We start from the raw sequence: 17,783 nt of genomic DNA, 5'->3' as shown, positions 1-17,783 counted from the left end.
CGCGTCACCGGAGCAGCAGGACGAGGGCGAACGCCGACAGCACCGTGGCCCCGACGAGGAGCTGCGGGATCCGGACGAGGCGCAGCCGGGCCACGGTGGACTCCACCGTGCCGATCGCGACGCCGAACCCGAGCATCCCGCCGAGGAACGCGAGGAGCGAGAGCGCCGGCGAGGCGATCGGGAAGCCGAGCGTGAGCCGCACCACCAGCGCCCCGAAGAGGAAGAGCTTCAGCGCGGCGCCGTACTGGACGAGCGCGAGGTCCGGGCCGGAGTGGTCGAGGACCATCACCTCGTGGATCATCGTCAGCTCGAGGTGCGTGTTCGGGTCGTCCACCGGGATGCGCGCGTTCTCGGCGAGCGCCACCCCGAGCAGCGCCACCGCGGCGAGGAGCAGCGCCGGCCCCTGCACGTGCCACGCCGCGGCGAGCTCGTCGCCGAGCATGCCGGAGAGCGAGAGGGCCCCGGAGGCGCGCGCCATCACCACGAGGCAGAGGAACAGCGCCGGCTCGGCGAAGGACGAGAAGGTGACCTCCCGCGCGGCGCCCATGCCCTCGAACGACGATCCGGTGTCGAGCGCGGCGAGCGCGGTGAAGAAGCGGGCGAGCCCGAGCAGGTAGGCGAAGAGGACGAAGTCGCCCGGGAAGGCGACGAGCGCGGGCGCGCCGCCGAAGGACATGACGAGGCCGGCCGCGATCACCGCCGCGAGCCCGATCACCGGGCCGGCGCGGAAGACCCACGTCGTGGCGACGCCGTAGACCGCCCCCTTCCCGAGGAGGCGGTGGAGGTCGAAGTAGAGCTGGAGCAGCGGCGGGCCGGTGCGGCCCGCGAACAGCGCCTTCACGCGGTTCACCACCCCGAGGAGGAGCGGCGAGAGCGCCAGGAACGCGACGAAGGAGATCGCGGCGCGGATCACGTGGGCGAGCCCCCGAGGGCGAGCCAGAGCAGGAGCGCGACCAGCCCGGAGACGAGGAGGAGCGCCTGGAGCTGGACGGAGCCGAGGAGCGGGCTCCGCGCGCGGGCGGCGAGGCGCGCCAGGAACGACGCCGCCGGGGCGACGCCGACGTCGAGCACGGTGTCGGGCACCGAGGCCTCGAAGGAGGCGCGCCGCGGGAAGATGCCCTGCGGGGGCACCACGCGCGCCCGGGGGAAGAAGGCCCAGCCGAAGCGCACCACCAGCATCTCGGCGAACGAGGACGCCGTGTACTGCATCCGCGCGGTGGGCCGCGCGTAGGCGCACCCCCAGGTCTCGGCGCGCGGCTGGGGCGCGGGGAGGCGGCGGCGCCGGAACGCCGCGAGGGCGACCACGAGCCCGACGAGCGCGGCGGCGACCCCGCTCACCCGCGTCGCGGACGCGCCCGCCTCGGCGGCGGGGCCGGCGAGGGCCTCCGCCGGCAGCCCGGACCAGTGGGCCGCCGCCCGCGCGAGCCAGGGGAGCACCGCCCCCGGCGCGAGGCCGATCACGACGCAGATCGCGGCGAGGACGAGCATGGGCGCGAGCATGGCCCCCGGGGCCTCGTGCGCGTTCGCCGCGAGGGGCGACCGCCCCTGCCCGAGGAAGATCGCGCCGAACACCTTCGCGAAGCAGGCCGCAGCGAGGCCCCCCACGAAGGCCAGCACCGGCGCGCCGAGGACGGCGAAGTGCGGGTGCGGCGCGGCGCCGACGTCGAGGGCCGTGCGCAGGGAGCCGAGGTAGACGAGCCACTCCGACGCGAACCCGTTCAGGGGCGGGAGCCCGCAGATCGCCGCGGCGCCGACCAGGAACAGCGCGGCGGTGCGGGGCATCGCCCGCGCGACGCCGCCCAGGCGATCGATCTCCCGCGTCCCCGTCGCGTGGACGACCGCGCCCGCGCCGAGGAAGAGGAGCGCCTTGAAGGTGGCGTGGTTCACGACGTGGAGGACGGCGCCGCCGATCCCGAGGAGGACCAGGGCGGGATCGCCCCGGGCGCGCCCGAGGAGGGCGAGGCCGATCCCCATCGCGATGATCCCGATGTTCTCCACCGAGTGGTACGCGAGGAGCCGCTTCACGTCGTGCTGCGCGAGCGCGAAGGCGACGCCCAGCACCGCGGACACCGCGCCGCCCGCCAGCATCACCGTCCCCCAGGCGGCGGGCGGGGCCTCGAAGAACCCGGTGACGCGTAGCAGGCCGTAGATGCCGGTCTTGAGAAGCACCCCGGACATGAGCGCGGAGACGTGCGTCGGGGCGGCGGCGTGCGCGCCGGGGAGCCAGAAGTGGAGCGGGAGCATGCCCGCCTTCAGCCCGAAGCCGCCGAGCGCGAGCAGGAAGATCGCCGCCGCCACCCCGCCGTGCGCCGGGAGGCCCGCCATCGCCCCGAAGTCGAGGGAGCCGGCGACCTGGCCGAGGAGCAGGAAGAGGGCGAAGAGGGCGAGGTTCCCGGCGTGGGCGGAGGCGAGGTAGACGAACCCGGCGCGCCGGACCTCCGCGTCCTCGTGCTCCGTCACGACGAGGAAGTAGCCGGAGAGCGCCATGACCTCCCATGCGGCGAGGAACAGGATCGCGTTCGCCGCGGTGACCACGAGCGCCATCGCCCCGGTGACGAGCCCATAGAAGATCTGCAGGCGGATCGCCCGCGCCCCGTGCCGCGCCTGCGGGTAGTAGGCGAGGCCGTAGATCGACCCGAGCGACGGGACGACGAGGACCGGCAGGAGGAAGAGCGCCGAGAGGCCGTCGAGCCGGAGCGAGAAGGTGCCGCCCGGCGCCGCCCAGGGGAGCGCGAGCGCGGGCGGGGTCGGCGCGCGGAGGGCGAGGACCGCGCCGGTCACGCCGACGAGCGCGCCGAGGCAGAGCGCGGCGGAGGAGAGCCGCTGGGCCCGGGCCGGCCACCTCCGCAGCGGCAGCCCGAGCAGGCCGCTCGAGGCGGTGAGGACGACGGCGGCGATGACCAGGGCCGGGATCATGGAGGGGGACCGCTGGACCGGTGAGCGGAACGGGTCGCCCGCGCAGGGTATCCCACCTGACCGTCCGCGTGCACGCCTCCGGCCGCGGCCCCGTTTGAGCAAGTGCCGAAACGGCAGTAAGGTGCCGGCCGGGAGGGCGCATGCCGATGAGGAGCCGAAGCCGCGAGCCGGGGAGGAGGTGCCTGCTGCTCAGGCCTGCGGGCGGCCCGCCGGGCTCGCGCTGGCTCTCCGGCGCCTTCGGGCTCGCGCCGTTGGTGGTGGACGGCGAGGCCGAGGCGCTCGCGGCGATCGATCGGGAGCCGCTCGCGGCGATCCTCGTCGCCCACTCGGCGGGCCCGGCCGCCGTCGCGAGCCTGGTCGCCTGGGCGGGGAAGCAGCAGCCGGACGTGCCCGTGGTCGTGCTCGGCGCCGCCGGGACGGTCCAGGAGGCCGTGGACGCCCTGCACCAGGGGGCGGACGACTACCTGGCGCCGCCCTTCGACGCGGCCACCCTGCTCGCGCGCCTCCGCCGGCTCGCCGCGCGCCCCGCGACCTCGCCGGGCGGTCCGCCCGACGGCACCGCGTTCACGGCGCTCGTCGGCTCCTCCCCGGCGATCCGCCGCGTGCTCACGGCCATCGACAAGATCTCGCGCTACAAGACCAACGTCCTCGTCCTCGGCGAGAGCGGCACCGGCAAGGAGCTCATCGCCCGGGCGCTGCACGCGCGCGGCCTCCGGCGGCAGCAGCTCTTCGTGCCGATCAACTGCGCCACGCTCGGACGCGAGCTCCTCGAGAACGAGCTCTTCGGCCACGAGAAGGGGGCCTTCACCGGCGCGAACGAGCGCAAGAAGGGGCTCTTCGAGCACGCCGACGGCGGGACGCTCTTCCTCGACGAGATCGCCGAGATGGACCCCTCCACGCAGGCGCGGCTCCTGCGCGTGCTCGAGCGGAACCAGTTCCGGCGGGTGGGCGGGACCGTGAAGGTGAAGGTGGACCTGAGCGTGATCGCGGCGACGAACCGCGATCTCGAGGAGGCGATCGCGGCGGGGAAGTTCCGCGAGGACCTGTACTACCGGCTCAAGGTCGTGACGCTCCACGTGCCGCCGCTGCGCGAGCGCAAGGAGGACATCCCGGCGCTCATCGACGCGTTCATCGCGGACTTCAACCAGCGCAACGACGGGAAGATCCGCGGGATCTCGCCGCCGGCCATGAAGCTCGTCATGGAGTACGACTGGCCCGGCAACGTCCGCGAGCTCAAGAACGCGGTGGAGAGCGCCGCGATCCTCGCCTCCGCGGAGACCATCGAGGCCGAGGGGTTCTCCGATCTCGGCCGCCGGCGCGCGGCGGCGGGCGAGGCGGTGCGGGCGGCGCCCCCGCGGCCGCTCGCGGCGGGCGGGCTGGTGTCCGTCCCCGTGGGCACCTCCCTCGCCGACGCGGAGCGCGAGCTCATCGCGGCGACGCTGGAGCGCTACCGGAACCGGCGCGACGCGGCGCGCGTCCTCGGGCTCGGCCTGCGCACGCTCTACACGAAGCTCCGGCTGTACCGGCGCGGGGGGACGGGCGGCGGGAGTGCCGGAACGGCATAGCCGTCGGGCTGAGTGCCGGATCGGCAGTCGAGCCGGACGGCGGCGCATCCTTATTAAAACGCTCGCCGAGCGCCCCGTCCCTCCTGGCCCGTTTCATGCTCAGGCCGCGCCCCCTGACCCGAATCACGCCGTGCCACGCCTCGCTCCACGCCATCCCCCGCGCCCGCGCCGGATCCCGCGCCATGCGCGAGCGGGTCGGGCGTGACCGGGCGCCGTAGACCCGGACCGAGGAGCAGATCGATGACGCAGATCGACATGGACGCCGCGCGCGGCGGCGAGGGGACGCGATGATCCTGCTCGTCGCCGCGGCCGTGGTGCTGCTGGCCGGCGCCGGGCTCGCGCTCGTGCTCCGGGACAACGTCCACCGCGGGTGGTCCTCGATCGCCGCCCAGGCGGTGGCGAGCGTCCTCGTCCTCGCGGCGGTGGTGCCGACGCTGGTCCGCGGCGGCGACCTGCGGTACCGGATCGCCTGGTCCTACCCGGTCGAGAGCATCGCGCTGCACCTCGACCCGCTCGGCGCGTTCTTCCTCGCCTGGTCGCTGCCGATGACGCTGCTCGGCACGGTCTACGCGCTCGGCTACCTGCGCCCGTACTTCCGGACCCGGAACTCCGGGGTGCAGTTCGCGCTCCTCGACGTGATCGCGCTGTCGTTCTTGATGGTCTACACGGTCGAGAGCGCGTTCGCGTTCCTCCTCGGCTGGGAGATCGCGGCGGTCTCGGCGTGGCTCCTCGTCGTCTGGGACTACCGGAACCAGAAGATCCGCTTCGCGGGCTTCAACTACCTCGTCTCGACCCACATCGGGCTCTTCTTCCTGCTCGCGGCGTTCACGCTGCTGTACAGCCAGACGGGGTCGATGGACTTCCAGTCCTTCGCGGCGTTCCTGCAGCGGCCGAGCCGGCTCCGGAGCATCGCCTACGTCCTCCTCGTCACCTCGTTCGGCCTGAAGTCCGCCTTCTTCCCCTTCCACACCTGGCTGCCGCGGGCGCACTCGGCCGCGCCCGCCCACGTCTCGGCGCTCATGTCCGGCGTGATCCACAAGGCGGGGCTCTTCGGGCTGCTCCGCTTCACGCTCCTCCTCGGCGAGCCCGAGGCGTGGATGGGGTGGGCCCTCATCGGCTTCTCCGCGCTCTCCGCGGTCGTGGGCGTGCTCTACACGACGGCGCAGCGCGACCTGAAGCGGCTCCTCGGCTACTCCTCCACCGAGAACGTGGGGATCGCGGGGATGGGGTTCGGGATCGGCACCCTCGGCCTCGCCTGGCACCAGCCGGCGCTGGTCGCGCTCGGGTTCACCGGCGGCATCCTCCACGTCCTGAACCACGCGCTCTTCAAGTGCCTCCTCTTCTACGCGGCCGGCGCCGTGTACCGCTCGACGCACTGCGTGGACCTGGAGCGGCTCGGCGGGCTCGCGCGGCGGCTGCCCTGGACCGCCGGCTTCTTCCTCCTCGGGGCCCTCGCCATCTCGGCGCTGCCGCCGTTCAACGGCTTCGTGAGCGAGCTCCTCGTCTACGCCGGCCTCTTCGACCCGTCGGTGCCGGCGGGGATCCCGCGGGCGGTGCTCGTCGCGGTCGCGGCGGTCCTCGCGTTCGTGGGCGGCGTCTCCGCGCTCGCCATGACGCGGGCCTTCGGCGTGACCTTCCTCGGCTCGCCGCGCGACGCGCGGATCCACTGCGAGGGCGAGGTCTCGCCCCTCCTGCGGATCCCCATGGCGGTGCACGCGGCGGGCGTCGTGCTCCTCGGGCTCGTGCCCGCCGTCGGGCTCGCGATCGTGGACGGCCCGGCGCGCCTCTTCCGGGCGCGCGTCCCCGCCGCCGCGCCGGACGCGGTGCTCGAGCCGGCGCGGGCCCTCGCGCCGATCGGCGGGATCGCGCTCCTCCTGCTCGCGGTCGTGGGCGCGCTCCTCCTCGTGCGCCGCCGGCTCGCCGCCGGCGCGCCGGCCCGGCGCCACGTCACCTGGGGCTGCGGGTACACGGCGCCGACCGCGCGCATCCAGTACACGGGCGCCTCGTTCTCGGCGCAGTTCGCCGACCTCTTCTACGCGGTGCTCACCGCGGACCGGCGCGAGCGGCTGCCCGAGGGGCCCTTCCCCGAGAAGGTCGGTCAACTGAGCGTCCACCACGTGGACGCGGTGGAGAAGCGGATGTTCGAGGTGATGGGGGAGGGCGAGGCGCTGGTGAATCAGCTCGCGGCGCGCCTCCCGAGGGCGCCGGGCGTGTCCATCGGCGCCGGGCTCGTGGCGCTCTCCGTGATGGTGGCGCTGCTCCTCGCCGGGGCGGGAGGGGCGCGGTGACGGCGCTCCTCGTCGCGCTGCACCTCGCGGCGCTCCTCGGCCTGCCCTTCCTGCTCGTCGGGATCGTCAACCGCACCAAGGCCCTGTGGGCGGGGCGGAAGGGGCCGCGGCTGCTGCAGGCCTTCTCCGACTTCCGGCGGCTCCTGCGCAAGCGGCCGGTCTACAGCGAGGTCACCACCGCGATCTTCCGGGTGGGGCCGCTCGTGGTGCTGGCGAGCACGATCGTCTCGGCGCTGCTGGCGCCGGTGCTCGGCCGGTTCGCCCCGATCTCGTTCCACTACGACTTCGTGGCGGTCGCCTACCTCTGGGGGCTCGGACGCATGGCGATGATGCTGGGGGCGCTCGACACCGGCAGCTCCTTCGAGGGGATGGGCGCCAGCCGGGAGGCGACGTACTCCGCGCTCGTCGAGCCGGCGCTGTTCCTCGCGCTCGGCACCCTCGCGGCCGCGACCGGCCACGCGACGTTCGCCGAGCTCGTCGGCGCCGGGGCGCGGGGCGCGGCGCCGGCGATCGTCCCGCTGGCGTGCGCCGTGGCCCTGTTCGTCGTCCTCCAGGTCGAGGCGGCGCGGGTCCCGGTGGACGACCCGACCACCCACCTCGAGCTCACCATGATCCACGAGGTGATGATCCTCGATCACAGCGGCCCGGAGCTCGCCGCGCTCCAGTACGCGAGCGCGCTCAAGATGACGATCTGCGCGGGGATCGTCGCCGCGGTCCTGAACCCGCTGAGCGCCGCCGACGGCCCGCTCCTCGTCGCGGCCGTGAACGTCGCCCTCGTCCTGGGCGTCGCCGTCGCGGTCGGCTTCGTCGAGTCGCTCGTCGCGCGCCTGCGGCTCGCGGCCGTGCCGACCTACGTCTTCGTCGCGGTCGTGTCGGGGCTCGTCGCGCTCCTCGCGACCGCCGGGTGGCAGGGGGGCGCGCGATGACCTACCTGCTCATCGCGTTCCTCGCAGCGGCGGTCGCCCCGCTGCTCATCGCCACCTGGCGGACGAGCCTCCTCGGGCTCGCGGTCCAGGGGCTCGTCATGACCGCGATCCTCGCCGGCCGGGGCCGGCCGGACACGGCGGCCGGCGCGGTGCTCCTCGCCGATCTCCTCCTCGTCCGCACCCTCTTCGTGCCGCGCTTCCTGTACGGGATCCTGCTCCGGCAGAACGCGCCGCGGCGGAGCGACGTCATCCCGGCGAACCTCCTCTCGTGGACCGTCGCGGGCGCGCTGGTGCTCGCCGCGTTCCGGTTCGCGGATCGGGCCTGCCCGGAGGGCGGCGAGCTCGAGATGCACGTCGCGGTCGCCGCCGCGGCGCTGCTGCTCTCGTTCCTGGTGCTCGCGACGCAGCGCCGCGCCTTCGGCCTGGCGGTGGGCGCGCTGCGGCTCGAGAACGCCGTGGCGCTGTTCGAGCTCGCCGGCGGCCACGAGCTGCCGCTCCCCGTGCAGCTCGGGGTGACCGGCGTGCTGATCCTCACCGTCCTCACCTTCGGCGCCTTCGTCCGCCGGCTGGGGGCGGCGCCCGTGGACGGGAGCGCGCCGGCTCCGGGGAGGGCGCCATGACGACGCCCCTCGCCGCGCCCGCCCCGGCCCCGACGCCGGCCCCCGCCCCCGGCGCGCCCGCCGCCGCGGCGAAGACCGCCCGGCCGCGGAGCGTGAAGCTGCTCCTCGCGGTCGCCGGGCTCGACGCGGTCCTCGCCTTCGTCGCGGCGTTCGCCACCCCGGCGAGCGCCGTCTTCCGGGCCGCCGGCGGGTACCTCGTCCTCGACGCCACCTCGCGCCTGTTCCTGCTCGTGGTGGGGCTCGTCTTCCTCGGCGTCGCGACCTACCTCTGGACGCGGGTCGGCCAGACGCCCGAGCTCAGCGAGCGCGTGGACCGGCTCGTCGGCTACTCCCTCGCCTTCGTCGTCGCGGCGAACCTCGCCCTCCTCTCGAACCACCTCGTCGCGACCTGGGCGCTCGTCGAGCTCACCACGCTCGCCGCGGTGCCGCTCATCCAGCACCGCGGGACGCGCGTCCGGCTCCGCGCCTCGTGGACGTACTTCCTCTTCTCCTCGATCGGCCTCGCCCTGACGCTCCTCGGGTTCGCGTGCCTGGCGCGCGGCATGGAGGCGTCCGGCGCCCCCGAGGTGACGTTCTTCCTCGACGGGCTCGCGCGCGCCGCGCGGCAGCCGAGCGAGCTGTGGCGCCGGCTGGGGCTCGTCCTGATCTTCCTCGGGCTCGGGACGAAGCTCGGGCTCGCGCCCATGTACGCCTGGCTCCCGGAGACGTACCACCGGGCGCCGCCGGCGGTGACCGCGCTCCTCGCCGCGATCCAGTTCAACGTCGCGCTCGCGCTGGTCTTCCGCGTGGTGCAGATCTACCGGGCGAGCGACCAGGGCGTGATCGGCCCCGAGCTCGTCGCGCTCGGCCTCGCCACGATGGCGGTGTCGGCGGTGGGCATCATCTCGACCCGCAACTACACGCGCCTCATCGCGTTCGCCTCGCTGAACCACGGCGGCGTGATCGCGATCGGGCTCGGCATCGGGCGGATCGCCGCGTACGGCGTGGTGCTGTACGCGGTGAGCAACGCCTTCATCAAGGCGATCCTGTTCCTCACCGCGGGCAAGATCGAGGCGCACTACGGGACCGAGGACGTCCGCGAGGTCTCGGGCCTCCTCGAGGACATGCCCTACAGCGGCCTGTTCTTCATGGTCGGGACGTTCGCGCTCCTCGGCTTCCCGCCGTTCGGGAGCTTCCTCGGCGAGCTCATCGTCATGAGCGGGCTCCTCCGCGGCGGTCACCACGGCGTGTTCGCCGCCTTCTGCGCCATCCTCACCGCGACCTTCATCGCCACCGGCCGAGCGATCTTCCCGATGATCTGGGGCGAGCCGCGCAAGCCGGTCCGGTGGGCGAGCCAGCCGCTCGCCACGATCGCCCCGAAGCTCTTCCTCCTCGCGTGCCTCGTCGCCATGGGCCTCTACCTCCCCGCCCCCGTGAACGCGCTCTTCCGGCAGGTCGCCGCCGGGCTGGGGGCCGAGTGACCACCGCCTCCACGCTCCTCGCCCCGGTGCGGGACCTCGCCGCCGGGCCGCGCGAGTTCTTCGATCGGGCCGCCGCGCGCCTCGCCGCCGGCGCCCGGCCGGTCACCTTCTACGGCCAGCCCGCGGACGATCCCGCCTCCCTCACGCTCACCCTCGTGCTCGAGGAGGAGGGGCGGCTCTCCGCCACGCGCACCGCGGTGTCGCGTGAGAAGGGCTTCCACGCCCTGACCCGGAAGTTCCCGGCGCTGCACGCCTTCGAGCGGGAGATCTTCGAGGCGCACGGGGTGAAGCCGCACGATCACCCCTGGCTCAAGCCGGTGCGGTTCTCCGGCCCGGAGCCCCGGCAGATGGACCGGTACCCCTTCTACGTCGTGGAGGGGGCGCAGGTGCACGAGGTCGCGGTCGGCCCGATCCACGCCGGCGTGATCGAGCCGGGCCACTTCCGGTTCATGTGCCTCGGCGAGGTCGTCCACCACCTCGAGATCCAGCTCGGGTACCAGCACCGCGGCGTCGAGCGCCTCCTCCTCCAGCGCGAGCCGCGGGCGCTCGCGCCGCTCGTCGAGACCATCGCCGGCGACTCGAGCGTCGCCCACGCGTGGGCGTACTGCGACGCCCTCGAGGCGCTCGCCGGGCTCCAGGCGGGCCCGGACGTCGAGGCCTCCCGGGCGCTCGGCCTCGAGCTCGAGCGGATCGCGATGCACCTCGGCGGCCTGTCCGGGATCGCGGGCGACCTCGCGTTCCTCCAGGGCGCCGCGACCTACGGCCGGCTGCGGACGACCGCCATCAACACCTCGATGCTCGTGTGCGGCAGCCGCTTCGGGCGCGGCTGGGCGCGGCCGGGCGCGCTCCGGCCGGGCGTGGACGCGGAGAAGGCCGCCGCGATCCGGGCGGCCCTCGCGCTGCTCGCGCGGGACGTCGCCATCGTGAACGAGCACCTCCTCTCGGCGCGCTCCGTCCAGCACCGCCTCCACGGCGTCGGCGTCGTGAGGCGGGAGCAGGCGCTCGAGATCGGGCTCGTGGGGCTGGCGGCGCGGGCGAGCGGCGTCGCGTGCGACGCGCGCGCGAGCCTGCCCGGGGACCTGCACGCCGCCCACCCCGTCCGCGCGCTCACGGAGCGGAGCGGCGACTGCTGGGCGCGGACGGTGCTCCGCATCCGCGAGATCGACGCGTCGATCCGGTGGCTCGGCGGGCTGCTCGACGCGCACCCCGCGCTGGCGCCGTCGGCGGCGCCGCTCGGCGCGCTCGCCCCCGACACGCTCGCGGTGGCGCTCCGCGAGGGCTGGCGCGGCGAGGTGGTCCACTGCCTGGAGACGGACGGGCAGGGCCGGCTCCGCCACTACGCGGTCCAGGATCCGTCGCTGCGGAACTGGCTGGGGCTCGCCCTCGCGGTGCGCGGCAACGAGATCTCCGACTTCCCGATCTGCAACAAGAGCTTCGACCTGTCGTACTGCGGCAACGATCTGTGATGTCGATGGCGACCCCACGCGCGCCTCGAGCTGCCGCGGCGCACGCTCGACGCGAGCGGGTGGCGCCATGAGAGGACACGGCTCCGAATGTTCGGCGCGCTGAAGGTGAGGATCTCGCAGGGCCGGCAGTACATCCCGGACCTGCGCCGCGTGACGCTGAAGGGCTTCCGGGGGCTGCCGGCGTTCCAGCCGGTCCCCTGCCCGGAGGCGTGCCACGCCTGCGTGGACGCGTGCCCGGCCGCCGCGATCTCCGTCGCGGAGCCGCCGGTCCGGCTCGACCTCGGCCGGTGCATGCTGTGCGGCGAGTGCGCGGTGGCCTGCCCCGAGGCGAAGCTCTCGTTCTCGACCGGGCACCGGCTCGCCTCGAGCCGTCGCGACGGGCTCGTCGTCGGCCCAGGGGTCGCCGCCCCGCCCGCGGTGGAAGTTTCGGCGGCGCTCGCCCGCGCCTTCGGCCGCTCGCTCCGGCTCCGCCAGGTCTCGGCGGGCGGCTGCGCCGGCTGCGAGCTCGAGCTGAACGCCACGTCGAACGTGAACTTCGACGTGGGGCGGTACGGCATCGAGTTCGTGGCCTCGCCGCGCCACGCCGACGCCCTCGTGCTGACCGGGCCGCTCACCCGCAACATGGCCGCCGCCGTCGAGCTCGCCTACGAGGCGATGCCCGAGCCGAAGTTCGTGATCGCCTGCGGCGCCTGCGCGATCTCGGGCGGGCCGTACGCCGCGTCGTCCACCCTCGACCGGACGTTCCTCCGGCGGTTCGCGCCGAGCCTCTACGTCCCGGGCTGTCCCCCGCACCCGCTCACGATCGTGAACGGGATCCTGGACCTGCTCGGGATCGACCTCCGCGGCCCAGCCCGGTAGCCTCGCGCGGGGCGGGCCCGCTAGACCGTCCCGCTAGACCGTCCGGCGGCGCGGGGTCGCGAACCCGGCGATGACGAGGAGCGCGACGGCGCCGAGGAGGCTGCCGATGAAGCCCGCCCCGTGGAAGCCGCCGGGCGGGGCGCCGGTCACCGCGCCCGCGACGAGGCCGCCGACCAGCGAGCCGGCGATGCCGAGGAGCGTCGTGAACACCAGCCCCAGGTGCTGCCTCCCGGGCACCAGCGCGCGCGCGATGAGGCCGATCACGAAGCCGAAGACGATCCACGCAACGATTCCCATGGCCTGTCCTCCGAGTCGAACGTTGGAGCGCGATCGGCTTCGGGGCCTGACCGTCCGTGTAAAGACCGACTGGCCGTGCGGGCGCGGTTCCGGCAGAATGATCAGGGAATGACCAGCCCGCGATCGCCCTTCCGCGTCCTCCTCGTAGACGACGAGCCGGTGATCCGCGCGCTCGTCCCGGCGATGCTCGAGGGCGAGGGCGTGGAGGTCCGCTGCGTCGTGAACGGCGCGCAGGCGCTCGCCGAGGCCCGTCGCTTCCGGCCCGACCTGATCCTGCTCGACATCGTGCTCCCGGGGCTCGACGGGATCTCCGCCTGCCGGCTCCTCAAGAGCGACCCCGAGCTCGGCGAGGTGCCGGTCCACATGCTCTCCTCCCGCGCGCGGAACGCCGAACACGTCGCCGCCCGGAAGGCAGGGGCGAACGGCTTCATCGAGAAGCCGTTCAAGGCCCAGCACCTCCAGGCGCTGGTGGCGTCCCTGCGCGCCCCGTGATCGGGAGATCCTGGCCGGGCCGGCCGGGCCGGCCGGGCCGGTCGCGACGGCGCGGGCGCCGAGCGCCAGCCCGCACGGCCGGCAAGGGCCCGATCTGGCTGGCCCTTCCTTGACGTCTCGTCCCCCGGTCGGGTAGCGTCCGAACCCGGCACGACGAAAGGAGTTCTCCTCCGTGCGGCTCCTGAAGGCACTCCCCGTCACCGCGCTCGCGCTCCTCGCCGGGTGTGGGCCCATCCGGTCCACCGGCGCGATCGTGGACGCCGACGTCGCGCTCGAAGCGGCGCGCGCGGCCGGCGCCGAGACCACGGCCGCGTACGAGTACTCCGCCGCCGAGGTGTACCTGCACCAGGCCCGCGAGCTGCAAGGCCGCTCGGAGTACGAGGCCAGCGCCCGGTACGCGCAGAAGGCCGGCGGGCTCGCGAAGACCGCCCGCCAGAAGTCGCTCGACGGGACGAACAAGGTCGAGGAGTCCCCGTGAACCGCGCCCGTGCCCTCCGGCTGGCCCTCGGGGTCGGCCTCACGCTCGCCTGCGCGACGGGCGGCAAGCTCCGGGAGACCGCCCACGTCATCCGGGCCGACGTCGAGAAGGCGAAGCGCTCCGGCGCGATGCGGTGCGCGCCGAAGGATCTCGCCCTCGCGGAGTCGCACGTAGACGTCGCCGAGGAGGAGATCTCGACCGGGCACGGGAGCCAGGCGAAGGAGCACCTCGCGATCGCCGAGGGCAGCGCCCGGCGCGCCCTCGAGCTCTCGAAGACCTGCGGCCCGGCCCAGGTGACCATCGCCAAGCCCGTGGTGAAGAAGGCGATCGTCATCGAGAAGACCGATCGCGACGGCGACGGCGTACCCGATCTCGACGATCGCTGCCCCGACGTGCCCGGCAAGCCCGAGTTCCAGGGCTGCCCGGACACGGACGGCGACGGCACCCCGGACGCCGACGACGCCTGCCCGAAGGACCCCGGGCCCAAGGAGACTCAGGGGTGCCCGGTGGTGAAGGACTCGGACGGCGACGGCATCCCGGACGACATCGACCGGTGCCCGCGCGACCCCGAGGACAAGGACGGCTTCCAGGACGAGGACGGGTGCCCGGACGCGGACAATGATGGGGACGGCATCGTCGATCGGCTCGACGCCTGCCCGAACGAGCCGGGGCCGCTCGAGAACCGGGGCTGCCCGATCCTCGACAGCGACGGCGACGGCGTCCCCGACGCCCAGGACCGCTGCCCGACGGTCGCGGGCTCGAAGGAGAACGGCGGCTGCCCGGACGCGGACCGCGACGGCGACGGGATCCCCGACCGCCTCGACAAGTGCCCGGATCAAGCCGGGCCGGCGCCGGACGGCTGCCCGAAGAAGTACTCGCTGGTCGTGGTGAAGAAGGAGAAGATCGAGATCAAGCAGCAGATCCACTTCGCGTACGCGAAGGCGAGGGTGCTGCCGGACTCGTTCCCGCTCCTCAACCAGGTGGCGCAGGTCATGAAGGACCTCCCGGACATGCGGGTGTCCATCGAGGGGCACACCGACGCCATCGGCCCCGAGGCGAGCAACATGCGCCTCAGCCAGCGCCGCGCGGACGCCGTGCGCGACTACCTCGTGTCGAGGGGCATCTCGGCCGACCGGCTCGAGACCGTCGGCTTCGGGCCGACCCAGCCCATCGCCTCGAACAAGACCGAGAAGGGCCGCGCGAAGAACCGGCGGACCGAGTTCCGGATCGTCGGGGCGGAGTAGTCCGTCGGTCGGGGGTTTCGGGGCCGGGAAGGTTTCGGGGGTCGAGAGGGCCGAACCCGAACCCGAACCCGTACCCGTACCCGTGAACCCGTCATCCGAACCCCGCGACCCGTCGCGGTCCCCCTGTCCCGCCCCCCGGACTCCGCCATCCGACGGAGCTCGGGGCAGGGGCCGGGGGCACGGGAAGCGGGTGAGGGGGATGGAGAGGCCGGGTTCGCGTTCGCATTCGGGGCACGAAGTTCGACCTCGAGCCCCCCGATAGCCGAAGCTTGCCTTCGCCTCACACGAGGTCGCGCGCGATCGCGCCGACGCGGGCGAGCGCCGCGTCCACCTCGTCGCTCCACTCGAGCGCGGTGCTCAGCCGCACGAAGCGCTCGTAGCGGCCGCGCGGGGAGAAGATCGGGCCGGGGGCGAGGCTGATGCCCTCGGCGAGCGCGCGTTCGTAGAGCGTGAGCGCGTTGGCCCGGCCCGGCAGCTCGAGCCAGAGCACGGTGCCGCCGGTGGGCTGCGTCATGCGCGTGCCCGGCGGGAAGTGACGCTCGACCCCGGCGGCGACCGCGTTCATGGCGCCGGCGAGGCGCCGGCGCAGCGTCCGCAGGTGCCGGTCGTAGCCGCCCGCCTCGAGGAACGCCGCGAGGGCGCGCTGCTGGAGCGTGGTCGTCGCGATGTTCTGCGAGAACTTGAGGAGCTGGACCCGCTCCTGGAACTTCCCCGCGGCGACCCAGCCCACGCGGTAGCCGGGGGCGAGCGTCTTCGAGAACGACCCGCAGAGGAGCACGAGCCCGCGCCGGTCGAACGCCTTCGCCACCTTGGGCCGGGTCGGGCCGTGGTGCAGGTCGCCGAAGGTGTCGTCCTCGATGAGCGGGACGTCCCGGCGCGCGAGCAGCTCGACCAGCTTCTCCTTGCTCGCGTCCGACATGACGCTGCCGAGCGGGTTCGAGAAGTTGGGCACCGCGATGACCGCCGCGATCCGGTGGCGCTTCAGCCCCGCCTCGAGCGCGTCGAGCCGCATCCCCTCCCGCGCGTCGCACGGGATCTCCAGCGCGCGGAGCCCGTGGGCCTCGAGCATCTGGAGGATCCCGAAGAAGGTCGGCGACTCGATCGCCACGGTGTCGCCGCGGCGCGCCACCGCGAGGAGGCAGAGGTTCAGCGCCTCCGTCGCGCCGCAGGTGACGATGAAGTCCTCGGGCGCCAGCGCGCAGCCCCACTCCACCGAGCGGCGCGCGACCTGGCGCCGGAGGGCGGGGTTCCCGGGGGGCAGGTCGTACTCGGCGCCGGCGTGCTCGGAGTCGCGCGCGGCCGCCGCGAGGAGGCGGCCGAGGCGTCGGGTCGGCAGGAACGAGAACGGCGTGTAGGCGGCGCCGAACTGGACCGCCGCGTCCTGGTGGGCGTCGGAGTAGAGTCCGGCCACGAGCGAGGACACCGACACGGGCGACGCCTCGCGCGGCGTCCGGCTCGGGCGGATCTCGGGGAGCGACGGCCGGCCCCGGACGTAATGCCCCGACTGCGGCCGCGCCCGCAGGAGCCCCTCCGCCTCGAGGTGCGCGTACGCCTGGAGCACGGTCGAGACGCTCACACCGTGCTGCACGCTCAGCTTGCGGACCGACGGGGCGCGGTCGCCGGCGCGCAGCGCGCCGGAGTCGATGGCGGCGGCGATCTGCGCCGCGAGCTGCTGGTAGAGCAGCGGACGCGACGGCCCAGGCTCGAGCGACATGGCTCCATCCGTTCTGCGACGAGTCACCGGGCGCGGCAAGGCACACCTCCGAGGCGCTTCGACCAGCACAGTACTCCGTTCGGAGAGCGACTGTGCTGGTCGCCTCCGCGCGCGGGTGGCTCTACCGCGGGTCGCGCCGGAGGGGAATCCTCATGCGCGAGGAGGTCGAGCGCGATGATCGCGACGTTGCGGAGCTGGGCGGGGCTCGGGGTGGCGGAGCGCGGTGCGCGGACGGAGCGGCGCGAGGGCGAGATCGCGCTCGGCCGCGACCAGACGCACGGCGCGCCCGTGCGCCGGGGCGGCGCCGCCGTCGAGTGCCTCGCCGGCCTGGTCTGGGTGACCTTCGAGGGCGACCCCGCCGATCACGTGCTCGCCGCCGGCGACGCGCTCGTCGTCGGGCGGAAGGGTCGGCTCGCGATGCAGGCCCTCGAGCCGTCGCGCGTCCGCGTCGTCGGGCGCGGCCAGGGGCTGGCGGCGTCGCGGCAGCGGTGACCGCGCCTCGAGGCGCGCGCCTCCCGATCCGACGAGATGTTCGAACGGACCGACACCCCGGTCGCGCGCAGGAAACTGGTCCCGGGCGATCACGAGTGGCACGCGCGGCTGCGGGTGCTCGAGATCGTCACCGGGAGCCTGGCGCGGAACGCGGAGTGGATGCAGGCGAGGGCGGAGGAGGCCACCGAGGCGCGGGAGCTCCGGCGGTCGCTCGAGAGGCTCTCGCGATAGGGGCGGCACGCCTCCGGGCCGGTTACCACGAGGGAACAGACCCTTCAGGATTGGCGCCGACGACCGCCGGACGCTGTAGGCATCGCGTGTGGTCAGCACCTCGTATCGCCGTCCCGACCCAGGCCCTCACGCCGGAGCCACCATGACGATCTCGTCTTTCGTCTATTCGCTGGCCATCGCCATCCCGCTGGCGGCCACCGCTGCGGCCGCTCAATCCGGGATGGCGACGCTGAAGAACGCCGACGGCAAGGACGTCGGCACGGCCACGTTCACGCCGGCCAAGGATGGCGTGAAGGTTCGTGTCCAGGTGGCGAGTCTTCCGCCGGGAAAGCACGGCATCCACATCCACGCCGCCGGGAAGTGTGAGCCGCCGGAGTTCACGTCAGCTGGCTCTCACTTCAACCCGTTCGGCAAGAAGCACGGCCTCCACAGCCCGGAGGGGGCGCACGCTGGCGACCTGCCGAACCTCGTGGTGGGGAAGGACGGCAAGGGCAAGGGGACGTTCGTCGCGAAGGGCGCGACCCTGGGCGAGGGGGCGGGTGCGCTGTTCGGGGCTGACGGCACCGCCCTCGTCATCCACGCGGACCCGGACGACGAGAAGACCGATCCCGTCGGCAACGCGGGCAAGCGCATCGCCTGCGGCGTCATCGAAAGGAAGTAGCGGCGATACCGCCGCCGCAGCCTCCCCTCGCCCCTGGACGAGCGGCGAGGGCCCAGCTCGCGAACGGTCGGCATG

At 74.1% G+C, this 17,783-nt stretch carries 17 protein-coding genes; 13 read left to right on the top strand and 4 right to left on the bottom strand.

What is annotated here, in order from left to right:
• Window positions 1-4: 4 nt before the first annotated feature.
• Window positions 5-913, bottom strand: a complete 909-nt coding sequence (locus MNZ27_RS09775; RefSeq protein ID WP_242393862.1) for a respiratory chain complex I subunit 1 family protein — start codon at window positions 911-913, stop codon at window positions 5-7.
• On the bottom strand, window positions 910-2,916 hold the full coding sequence (locus tag MNZ27_RS09770) for a proton-conducting transporter transmembrane domain-containing protein (RefSeq protein WP_242393861.1): 2,007 nt from the start codon (window positions 2,914-2,916) through the stop codon (window positions 910-912). Before MNZ27_RS09770 ends, MNZ27_RS09775 begins: the two co-directional genes overlap by 4 nt.
• A gap of 146 nt (window positions 2,917-3,062) precedes the next feature.
• On the opposite strand from MNZ27_RS09770, the gene MNZ27_RS09765 reads away from it, so the two are divergent.
• The 7 genes from MNZ27_RS09765 to MNZ27_RS09735 all read left to right on the top strand — a co-directional run bounded on the left by MNZ27_RS09765 (window position 3,063) and on the right by MNZ27_RS09735 (window position 12,099).
• On the top strand, window positions 3,063-4,481 hold the full coding sequence (locus MNZ27_RS09765; protein WP_242393860.1) for a sigma-54 dependent transcriptional regulator: 1,419 nt from the start codon (window positions 3,063-3,065) through the stop codon (window positions 4,479-4,481).
• Window positions 4,482-4,768: 287 nt separating this feature from the next.
• Complete coding sequence (locus tag MNZ27_RS09760) at window positions 4,769-6,769, top strand: proton-conducting transporter transmembrane domain-containing protein (protein ID WP_242393859.1); 2,001 nt, start codon at window positions 4,769-4,771, stop codon at window positions 6,767-6,769.
• Window positions 6,766-7,695 (top strand): respiratory chain complex I subunit 1 family protein, encoded by a 930-nt coding sequence (locus MNZ27_RS09755; RefSeq protein WP_242393858.1) that lies wholly within the window; start codon window positions 6,766-6,768, stop codon window positions 7,693-7,695. Before MNZ27_RS09760 ends, MNZ27_RS09755 begins: the two co-directional genes overlap by 4 nt.
• Window positions 7,692-8,315: a hypothetical protein gene (locus MNZ27_RS09750; RefSeq protein WP_242393857.1), complete on the top strand. Its 624-nt coding sequence runs from the start codon at window positions 7,692-7,694 to the stop codon at window positions 8,313-8,315. The genes MNZ27_RS09755 and MNZ27_RS09750 overlap by 4 nt, the downstream gene beginning before the upstream one ends.
• Entirely contained in the window at window positions 8,312-9,775 is a 1,464-nt protein-coding gene (locus tag MNZ27_RS09745) for a proton-conducting transporter transmembrane domain-containing protein (protein ID WP_242393856.1), read from the top strand. Before MNZ27_RS09750 ends, MNZ27_RS09745 begins: the two co-directional genes overlap by 4 nt.
• Window positions 9,772-11,241 carry a hydrogenase large subunit gene (locus MNZ27_RS23990; RefSeq protein ID WP_242393855.1) on the top strand — a complete coding sequence of 490 codons (1,470 nt, stop codon included), beginning with the start codon at window positions 9,772-9,774 and terminating at the stop codon, window positions 11,239-11,241. The genes MNZ27_RS09745 and MNZ27_RS23990 overlap by 4 nt, the downstream gene beginning before the upstream one ends.
• Window positions 11,242-11,328: 87 nt before the next feature.
• Entirely contained in the window at window positions 11,329-12,099 is a 771-nt protein-coding gene (locus MNZ27_RS09735) for an NADH-quinone oxidoreductase subunit B family protein (protein ID WP_242393854.1), read from the top strand.
• 33 nt (window positions 12,100-12,132) lie between these two features.
• On the opposite strand, the gene MNZ27_RS09730 is transcribed toward MNZ27_RS09735, so the two are convergent.
• Window positions 12,133-12,396 (bottom strand): GlsB/YeaQ/YmgE family stress response membrane protein, encoded by a 264-nt coding sequence (locus MNZ27_RS09730; RefSeq protein WP_242393853.1) that lies wholly within the window; start codon window positions 12,394-12,396, stop codon window positions 12,133-12,135.
• 108 nt (window positions 12,397-12,504) lie between these two features.
• On the opposite strand from MNZ27_RS09730, the gene MNZ27_RS09725 reads away from it, so the two are divergent.
• The 3 genes from MNZ27_RS09725 to MNZ27_RS09715 all read left to right on the top strand — a co-directional run bounded on the left by MNZ27_RS09725 (window position 12,505) and on the right by MNZ27_RS09715 (window position 14,610).
• Window positions 12,505-12,888 carry a response regulator gene (locus tag MNZ27_RS09725; protein WP_242393852.1) on the top strand — a complete coding sequence of 128 codons (384 nt, stop codon included), beginning with the start codon at window positions 12,505-12,507 and terminating at the stop codon, window positions 12,886-12,888.
• Window positions 12,889-13,060: 172 nt separating this feature from the next.
• Window positions 13,061-13,366 carry a DUF4398 domain-containing protein gene (locus MNZ27_RS09720; RefSeq protein WP_242393851.1) on the top strand — a complete coding sequence of 102 codons (306 nt, stop codon included), beginning with the start codon at window positions 13,061-13,063 and terminating at the stop codon, window positions 13,364-13,366.
• On the top strand, window positions 13,363-14,610 hold the full coding sequence (locus tag MNZ27_RS09715; protein ID WP_242393850.1) for an OmpA family protein: 1,248 nt from the start codon (window positions 13,363-13,365) through the stop codon (window positions 14,608-14,610). Before MNZ27_RS09720 ends, MNZ27_RS09715 begins: the two co-directional genes overlap by 4 nt.
• Before the next feature lie 280 nt (window positions 14,611-14,890).
• Here MNZ27_RS09715 and MNZ27_RS09710 read toward each other — a convergent pair whose 3' ends face one another.
• Entirely contained in the window at window positions 14,891-16,324 is a 1,434-nt protein-coding gene (locus MNZ27_RS09710) for an aminotransferase-like domain-containing protein (protein ID WP_242393849.1), read from the bottom strand.
• 174 nt (window positions 16,325-16,498) lie between these two features.
• Between MNZ27_RS09710 and MNZ27_RS09705 the strand changes: the two genes are divergently transcribed.
• From MNZ27_RS09705 to MNZ27_RS09695, 3 genes are all read left to right on the top strand, one after another.
• Window positions 16,499-16,816: a DUF2917 domain-containing protein gene (locus tag MNZ27_RS09705; RefSeq protein WP_242393848.1), complete on the top strand. Its 318-nt coding sequence runs from the start codon at window positions 16,499-16,501 to the stop codon at window positions 16,814-16,816.
• Window positions 16,817-16,852: 36 nt separating this feature from the next.
• A complete protein-coding gene (locus MNZ27_RS09700) occupies window positions 16,853-17,047 on the top strand; it encodes a hypothetical protein (protein WP_242393847.1) in 195 nt (64 codons plus the stop codon).
• A 142-nt stretch (window positions 17,048-17,189) separates the two neighbouring features.
• Window positions 17,190-17,708 carry a superoxide dismutase family protein gene (locus MNZ27_RS09695; protein WP_242393846.1) on the top strand — a complete coding sequence of 173 codons (519 nt, stop codon included), beginning with the start codon at window positions 17,190-17,192 and terminating at the stop codon, window positions 17,706-17,708.
• Window positions 17,709-17,783: the final 75 nt, after the last annotated feature.

It is taken from the genome of Anaeromyxobacter oryzisoli (assembly GCF_022690765.1).
In the GTDB taxonomy this organism is placed as follows: Bacteria; Myxococcota; Myxococcia; order Myxococcales; family Anaeromyxobacteraceae; genus Anaeromyxobacter; species Anaeromyxobacter oryzisoli.
This window is presented reverse-complemented; position numbering and strand designations above follow the sequence as displayed.